Here is a 7,288-nt window from a genome sequence, read left to right as displayed (position 1 = left end):
CCGCACGATCGTGGACACCATCTCGGACAACGCGGCTATGGGCGCCATGGTCGTGGGCGGCCGTCCGGTGCGGCCGCACGACGTGGACCTCCGCTGGGTCTCGGCGCTCCTGTACCAGAACCAGGAGATCGTCGAGACGGGTGTCGCCGCCGGGGTGCTCAACCACCCCGCCTCGGGGGTCGCGTGGCTCGCCGACAAGCTCGCCCAGCACGGCCAGTCGCTCCGCGCCGGGGACCTCGTGCTCGCCGGCTCGTTCACCCGGCCCATGTGGGTCTACGAGGGAGACACCGTGTACGCGGACTACGGGCCCCTGGGGACGGTGACATGCCGTTTCGTCTAGAACCCGAGCGGACCTTCCGCCACGCCCTCGAGCAGGCCGGAGACCACCAGAACAGCGCGAAGATCGGCCTGTGGGTCTGCTCCGGCAGCCCGCTCGTCGCCGAGATCATGGCCGGCTCCGGCGCAGACTGGCTGCTCATCGACGCCGAGCACAGCCCGAACTCGCTCGAATCCGTGCTCGCACAGCTCCACGCGGTCCACGGCTACCCCGTGCTGCCCATGGTGCGGCTGCCGTGGAACGACGTCGTGCTCATCAAGCAGTACCTGGACCTCGGGGCCCAGAACCTGCTGATCCCGATGGTCAACGACGCCGAGCAGGCGCGGGCCGCCGTCGCTGCCGTGCGGTACCCGCCGCACGGCGTGCGCGGGGTCGGATCGGCGCTTGCCCGGGCCGCACGCTGGAACCGGATCCCGGACTACCTCGCACGGGCCGACGAGACGATCTCCCTGGCGGTGCAGATCGAGACCACCGAGGCGGTCGAGAACGTCAAGGACATCCTCGCCGTCGACGGCGTGGACGCGATCTTCATCGGCCCCTCCGACCTCGCGGCGTCCATGGGCTACCTCGGCCAGCAGGAGCATCCAGAGGTGGTTGCCGCCGTCGAGCGCTGCCTGGCCGCCGCCCAGGAGGCGGGGAAGCCAGCCGGGGTCAACGCCTTCGTCGAAGCGACCGCGCGTCGCTACATCGACGCAGGCGCCCGCTTCGTCCTGGTCGGCGCCGACGTCGCCATCCTCGCCCGCTCGAGCGAGGAGCTCGCCGCGCGCTTCGCGCAGACAGCCGGGAACACGGCCGACGACGGCGAGCGCCCCGCGAGCTACTGAGGGGCCAGCTATTGAGGCGACAGCTACTGAAGGCGCGGGCAGACTTCAGCTCTGCCCGCGCCAGAGGCGCTGCCACCACGGGCGCCGGCTCCTCAGCAGCTCCGCCTCCGCAGCAGCAACCTCCTCGGCTTGCCGCGCCGCCGCCGTCCGCTCTTCGCGCCGCTCCCGCCAACGCTGCACCTCGCCGTCCACGTCCCGGGTCTTCGTGACCACGGGAGGCCCGCCTTCGAGCTGGCGGCGGGCGTCGATCACGCGCGCATTGAAGTCTTCGAGGGCATCGCGGACCTCCTTCTCCGTGAACAGCGCATCGAGGCGCTCGTCCAACTCCGCGTCCTCCACCCGCAGCAGGATGGCCTTCGGCCCGAGTCCTGTGAGGTGTTCGCGCTGGATGAGCCCCTTGATCCACCAGTCGGGGTCGTGCGTGCCGCCGAGACCCGGGATCGGCTTGCCCGCGTACTTGAGGTTGTCGAAATCCCCGCGGGCCATGGCGTCTCGAACCAGATAGTCGGCGCGGCGCGCGGAATCGAATCTGAGGCGCTTCTTCCGCAGCTCCTCCTGGCGCTGGGCCTCCGCGCGCTCTTCCTCGGACAGTTCGGGATCGTTCTCGCCCGTCTGGGCGGCCCGCAGCTCCGCCGCGTGTTCGAGTCGCCTCCGGAGCTCGTCCCCTCCCCTGTGGTTCACCCCATCGACGATACTGAGATTATGGCCGCGCCGCAGGAGGACAGCGCCACCGGGGATGGCCGCTACGCCGACCGCACTGAGGCTGGCCGTGTGCTCGCGAGCGCCCTGCGAACGGCCATGGCCAGCCTTGCTGACGCGGTGGTCCTTGGGCTGACCCGTGGGGGCGTTCCGGTCGCCGCCGCGGTGGCACGCGAACTCGGCCTCCCCTTCGACGCGGTTCCTGCTCGCAAGCTCGGCATCCCCGGCCACGAGGAAGTGGCCTTCGGCGCCATCGCCTCGTGCGATGGCCACCGCTGCGCCGATCTCGACCGCCCCCTCATCCGCCGCCTGCTCGCCTCGGGCTTCAGCCCCGCCTCCCTCGACCAGGTGCGCGATCGGGAGCTCGCCGAACTCGGCCGCCAGGAGTGCGTCTTCCTCGGCGGCCGCTCTCAGGGCGCGGCGGGACGCACGGTGATCCTGTGCGACGACGGTGCCGCCACCGGGGACACGGCGCGTGCCGCGGTGGGTGCGGTCCGCGCGGCGGGGGCCGCCGTCGTCGTCCTCGCCGTGCCGGTGGCTCCGCCCTCCGCGGTGGAGGATCTCGCCGCCGTGGCGGATCGGGTGGTGTGCCCGCGCCAGCCGCTTGCGTTCCTCTCGGTCGGCGGCGCCTACGAAGGGTTTCCGCAATGCAGCGACGAAGAGGTCCAAGGCCTCCTCGCCGGTCGGGATTGAGCGCGCGGGATGTGAACTGGCGGGGCTGAACGTACGTGGACTCGCGCGGCGGGCACCGCTACTTGCCCGACCGTGGCGAGTCCACGCCGTTTCATAGTGACCGCCTCTGGAGTCCAGAGACAGGCCCTTGTGCCCTAGTGGCTCGGCTGGTCGGCGTCGTCCTCGCCCAGATGGTGGGCTGCGACGCCTTCCGCTCCGCTCTCCACACCGTGGCCGATCCGCTGGTACAGCGCTGGCCTGGTGCGCCGCAGCCGCAGGGCCCAGACCACTCCCGCGATCCCGGGGAGCACTATCAGCGCCGGGAGGATGAAGCTCAGGGCGCTGGGTTCGGTCTGCCCGAGCAGGACGTCGAAGTTCGCGACGATGAGCCCGAAGACCGCGGCGAGTGCGACGGCGCCGAGCGAGGGCGCGATGACGGCCGACCACGCGCCGCGCGCGAGATTCCGGCGTCTCCGGAAGAAGCCGACGACGGCGGCGGAGACGATCGCCATGAGGAGCACGAGGCCCATGGCGCCTGCGTTGGTGAGCCACGTGAACATCGTCAGGACCGGGTACAGCGGATCCGCGCCGTTCCCGGCGATGGCGAACGCCACGGTCACCGCGACGGCAATCCCGGTCTGAACGAGCGAGCCCGCCTTGGGCGCGCCGTGCCGGCTGGTGGCCTCGAGCCACGAGGGGAGGACGCGCTCACGCCCCAGCGAGAAGAAGTACCGCGCCACGGCGTTGTGGAAGCTCACCAGGGCCGCAAAGAGGCTGGTGCAGAACAGGACCTGCGCGATATCCGCGACGATCTGACCCACGTGGCCGCTGAGGAACGTGAAGACGAGGTCGGGGCCCTGCTTGCCTGCCACGTCGAAGAGCTGGGACGGACCCGTGCCCACGGCCATCGCCCAGGACGACACGGCGTAGAAGACCGCAATGACGCCGACGGCGGTGTACGTCGCGCGGGGAATCGTCCGCTCGGGTTCCTTGGCCTCCTCGCCGTAGATGGCCGCGGATTCGAAGCCCATGAACGCCGCGATGCCGAAGGAGAGAACGGCGCCGACGCCCGGGACGAACAGGCTGGCCGGCGACAGCGGTTCTGCCGAGACGCCCTCGGGAGCGACGGCGAACGAGACGACGTCGTAGACGATCACCACGAGGAACTCGAGCGCCACGAGCGCGCCGAGCACCTTCGCAGAGAGGTCCACGCGGTTCACGCCGAGGACGGCCACGACGGCGATGCAGACGACGACGGGAACCCACCACGGGATGTCGACCCCGAAGCGCTCGGAGAGGAGCGAGGACACCGTGAAGCCGAACAGTCCGTAGATGCCGACCTGCATGAGGTTGTAGGACATAAGGGCCACGAGCGAGACGCCGACGCCGGCCGGGCGCGAGATTCCCTGGGCGACGTACGCGTAGAAGGCCCCGGCATTCGTGACGTGCCGGCTCATCGCGGCATAGCCGACGGCGAAGACGGTCAGGACGGCGCCCAGGATGAGGTAGGACAGGGGCACGCCCAGAAGCCCCGTCACGGCGAACGTGGTGGTGACGCCGCCGGCCAGAACGGTCAGCGGCGCCGATGCGGCAATGATCATCATGGTCACCGACGCGACGCCGAGCCTCCGCTCCCGATGGTGCGCTCCCGTCGACGTCACCCCCTGCGCGTGGTGCGAGCCCGTCTCGATGCTCATGGTTCTCCAGTCGATGGTGGATGAAAAGGTGGATGCGGCTGCGGCCGCAACACCATCGTCCTGCGGCCGCTCACCGAGTGACTTGTCCCACAGCGAACGCTTCTTGTCCTCCAAGGAGCGGCTGCTGGACCGTACCTAGGAGTGGCAGTGCCCGCCCTCGAGCGGGGCCGACGGCGGCACATCCAGAACGGGGCTCCGATCGAAGAAGCCCTCCGGCCGGAGCCGGAAGCCCACGTGGTCGACCGGCATGATCGGCCAGTCCTCGGGTCGCGGGAAGTGGGTCAGGCCGAACGTGTGCCACACGACGAGCTCCGCGCCGTCGAGATCGCGGTCCTGTGCCTGGTACGCGGGCAGGCCCGCCCCGCCCGAGTGCTGGTTGACGAAGTCGCCGGTGGGGTACCGCTCGCTCTCGTCGTAGCGCGTCACCCAGAGGTCCTTCGTCGCGAACGCGGCGCGGGCGGCGACAGACGACGACGGATCGGCGAGCAGCATGGGCTGGCCCTGCGGGTGCAGCTTGTAGCCGACCGGCTCCCCGAGGCGGTTGAGGGACACGGGGTTCGAGACGATCCAGGCCCGGCCGGCCGCCATGTCCGCGCTGCGGGCCGCCTCGGATTCCCGGCGGATCACAGTGCGGCGCCTCGTGAACGCGTTCCCGCGCTCGTTGCCTGCGCCCAGGGGGACGCGCACGGCGTCCTCTTCCTCGACGCGGTTCGGGCCGCCGTCGAGCGCGAAATCCAGGCGCGCGCTGAAGAGGTGCTGGTGGAACGGCGCACCCAGGCCCGGGGCCATCTCCGAGGCGTACTCGTAGCCCTTGCCGGGGTAGGCGCTCGTGAAGACGACGCCCGTGGCCTTCGCCTCGAACTCGATGGTGCCGTCCAGGTAGAGGTACCAGTAGAAGCCGTAGTCGTAGTTGCCGATCGTGGTGAAGAAGCTGATGACGAGGCGACGGTTGCGGCGCACGTAGTTCACGCCAGCCCACAGGTCGGAGTGCTTGGCGAGGATCGACCAGTCCTCCTCGTGCATGCAGATGCCGTTGCGGATGGTCCGGGGGTTGCCGAAGGCGTCGCTCACCACGGGGCTCAGGTACGTGATCTCGCCGAGGCAGTCACAGCCGAGCTCCAGCGAGTTGGCGTACTGGCCCACGAGGTACTCCCCCGTGTCGAAGTAGTTCTGCCAGGAGCGGACAGGCGAGGGGTCGCCGTAGGGAACCACCATCTCCGCGATCGAGGCGCGGTCGAGGATGCGGCGGCGACGCATCCCGACGCTTCGGGCGGCGTCGGGGGCGACGTCGTCGAACGCGATGTTGTGGAGCACGAGGCCCTCGCGCACGTCGAAGCCGACGTCCAGACTCCAGCGCTCCCACTCGACGTGATTGCCCTCGGTGACCGTGAAGCTCGGCCCCTCCGGCTGGGTGATCTCGATCGGCTTCTGGCTCGTGCGCAGCGGACCGGTGAGCTCGGGGTCCGTGAAGTTGCCGTGCTCCGACGGCACCGGCATGGGCCCGAAATCGAGGACCTGATCCACCCTGCGATTCACGATGTCGATGTACGCCACGAGGCCGTCGACCGGGTGGGCCCACGGGAGGTCCTCCGGGAACTCCTGAACGAAGGCGAGCCCGCGCAGGATCCGGCGGCCCTTCTCCTCCGGGTACTCGAACACGCCGGCCGAGAGCGGCGCGACCCGGACCTTCGCGACGTCCAGATTGCGGGCCTCGAGCGCCGCGAGCCAGCGCTCGTCCGCGTTGAGGATCTCCTCGACGGCCTCGAACTCCTCCTCGAGCACGGGCAGCTCGCCGGTGACGGAGGTGTCGAGCTTTACATCCTTGTCCACCTCCCGGCGGGTCACCGAGACCGTCACGTCGTGCGGCCGGGCACCGGAAACGTCGTGGAGGAAGGCACGGAAGCGGCGGTCGACTGCGGGATCGTCTCCTGCGCCCCGCGGCGGGTCGACTAGACCGAGGTACGCAATGCGGGTCGTCTCGCTCCACAGGCCAGCCTCGGTCAGGATCTCGCGGACTGCGCTGATCTCCTGGGCCACTGCGAGGGCGTAGGCGCCCGGCTCGCTGGATTCTTCTCGGTGGTCTGCGGCCTGCTCCGCGGTGTGACAGGCGTGACTGCTGGTCTCGATGCTCATGGGTCCTCCGGTGGGCGGATGAAGTTTTTTCTATAGACGTAGAGAATAAGCGCCTGTAAGCTGAATCACAACAGCCGTAGAAAAAAGACTTTCGAACGAGGACACCGAACCCATGCCGAAGATCGTCGACCACGACCAGCGCCGCGTGGAGCTCGTGGACGCGACGTGGCGCATCATCGCCGAGAAGGGGCTCGACGGCGCCACGATGCGCGACATCGCCGCCGAGGCCGGCTTCGCGAACGGTGCGCTCAAGCCCTACTTCCCGTCGAAGGACCGACTCCTGGACTTCGCGTTCGAGCACATCTTCGCCCAGACCAACCGCCGCATGGAGGCAGCGACTGCCGGGCTCACCGGGCGCGAGGCGCTGCGCACGTACTGCCACGAGATCCTCCCGCTCGACGACGAGAGACGGAATGAGGCCCGGGTTGCCATCGCCTTCTGGCAGAAGGCGATGCAGGATCCTGCGAAGGCGGCCGTCCACGAGAGGTCCATGGAGCAGTGGCGGGAGGCGCTCGGGCGGCTGCTCGTCGAGGCGGGGCATGGCGGGGCAGACCTCGTCACCGCCGTCGGCGCCATCATGGACCTCGTCCTGGGGGCCCAGATCACCGCCACCCTCTCCCCCGCCCACCACTCGCCGCAGCAGCTCGTCGACCAGCTCGACTGCCTGCTGACCGCACTGATCGGAGGCACCGCATGAGAGCGCCAGCCTTGGTCCATTCCCCCGGGCTCGACCTCGCCGTCGCGCACGACATCGACGCGTGGCGGCGTGCGACGTCGGAGTCCTTCGTCCCGCTCAAGGTCACCGCCGACCGGGTTGCGGGCTTCCGGGGCAGCATGCGCGGCAAGAGGCTCGAGCTCGAGGACCTCAGCATGATCGAGGTCGCTGCGAGCGGGCACGCGGTCCACCGCACCGAGGAGCTCATCGC

General features: G+C 69.7%; 7 protein-coding genes and 1 pseudogene. 5 read left to right on the top strand and 3 right to left on the bottom strand.

Going from position 1 to position 7,288, the window contains the following annotated elements:
* Together ACTHL9_RS06910 and ACTHL9_RS06905 are read left to right on the top strand one after the other, a co-directional pair.
* A partial coding sequence (locus ACTHL9_RS06910; RefSeq protein ID WP_440518112.1) for a fumarylacetoacetate hydrolase family protein occupies nucleotides 1-340 on the top strand: 340 nt, incomplete at its 5' end.
* Nucleotides 325-1,161 carry an HpcH/HpaI aldolase family protein gene (locus ACTHL9_RS06905; RefSeq protein ID WP_440518111.1) on the top strand — a complete coding sequence of 279 codons (837 nt, stop codon included), beginning with the start codon at nucleotides 325-327 and terminating at the stop codon, nucleotides 1,159-1,161. The genes ACTHL9_RS06910 and ACTHL9_RS06905, both read left to right, overlap by 16 nt.
* A gap of 45 nt (nucleotides 1,162-1,206) precedes the next feature.
* On the opposite strand, the gene ACTHL9_RS06900 is transcribed toward ACTHL9_RS06905, so the two are convergent.
* Entirely contained in the window at nucleotides 1,207-1,842 is a 636-nt protein-coding gene (locus ACTHL9_RS06900) for a DUF1992 domain-containing protein (RefSeq protein WP_440518110.1), read from the bottom strand.
* A 21-nt stretch (nucleotides 1,843-1,863) separates the two neighbouring features.
* On the opposite strand from ACTHL9_RS06900, the gene ACTHL9_RS06895 reads away from it, so the two are divergent.
* A complete protein-coding gene (locus ACTHL9_RS06895) occupies nucleotides 1,864-2,553 on the top strand; it encodes a phosphoribosyltransferase (protein WP_440518109.1) in 690 nt (229 codons plus the stop codon).
* Between the two features lie 134 nt (nucleotides 2,554-2,687).
* On the opposite strand, the gene ACTHL9_RS06890 is transcribed toward ACTHL9_RS06895, so the two are convergent.
* Both ACTHL9_RS06890 and ACTHL9_RS06885 read right to left on the bottom strand, forming a co-directional pair.
* Complete coding sequence (locus tag ACTHL9_RS06890; protein ID WP_440518108.1) at nucleotides 2,688-4,229, bottom strand: APC family permease; 1,542 nt, start codon at nucleotides 4,227-4,229, stop codon at nucleotides 2,688-2,690.
* A gap of 135 nt (nucleotides 4,230-4,364) precedes the next feature.
* On the bottom strand, nucleotides 4,365-6,362 hold the full coding sequence (locus ACTHL9_RS06885) for a primary-amine oxidase (protein WP_440518107.1): 1,998 nt from the start codon (nucleotides 6,360-6,362) through the stop codon (nucleotides 4,365-4,367).
* A 112-nt stretch (nucleotides 6,363-6,474) separates the two neighbouring features.
* Here ACTHL9_RS06885 and ACTHL9_RS06880 point away from each other — a divergent pair, with 112 nt between their 5' ends.
* A complete protein-coding gene (locus ACTHL9_RS06880; RefSeq protein WP_440518106.1) occupies nucleotides 6,475-7,059 on the top strand; it encodes a TetR/AcrR family transcriptional regulator in 585 nt (194 codons plus the stop codon).
* Nucleotides 7,056-7,288, top strand: a pseudogene (locus tag ACTHL9_RS06875) (AraC family transcriptional regulator); the annotation flags it as partial. The gene ACTHL9_RS06880 and the pseudogene ACTHL9_RS06875, both read left to right, overlap by 4 nt.

Source organism: Sinomonas sp., assembly GCF_051955515.1.
Classification (GTDB): Bacteria; Actinomycetota; Actinomycetes; order Actinomycetales; family Micrococcaceae; genus Sinomonas.
Note: the sequence above shows the minus strand (reverse complement) of the source record. Positions and strands in the feature narration are given on the sequence as shown.

Bases quoted from the DNA above. Each gene is read 5' to 3' on its own strand.
- ACTHL9_RS06905 (WP_440518111.1), top strand. From the start codon at position 325: ATGCCGTTTCGTCTAGAACCCGAGCGGACCTTCCGCCACGCCCTCGAG.
- ACTHL9_RS06895 (WP_440518109.1), top strand. From the start codon at position 1,864: ATGGCCGCGCCGCAGGAGGACAGCGCCACCGGGGATGGCCGCTACGCC.
- ACTHL9_RS06890 (WP_440518108.1), bottom strand. From the start codon at position 4,229: ATGAGCATCGAGACGGGCTCGCACCACGCGCAGGGGGTGACGTCGACG.
- ACTHL9_RS06885 (WP_440518107.1), bottom strand. From the start codon at position 6,362: ATGAGCATCGAGACCAGCAGTCACGCCTGTCACACCGCGGAGCAGGCC.
- ACTHL9_RS06880 (WP_440518106.1), top strand. From the start codon at position 6,475: ATGCCGAAGATCGTCGACCACGACCAGCGCCGCGTGGAGCTCGTGGAC.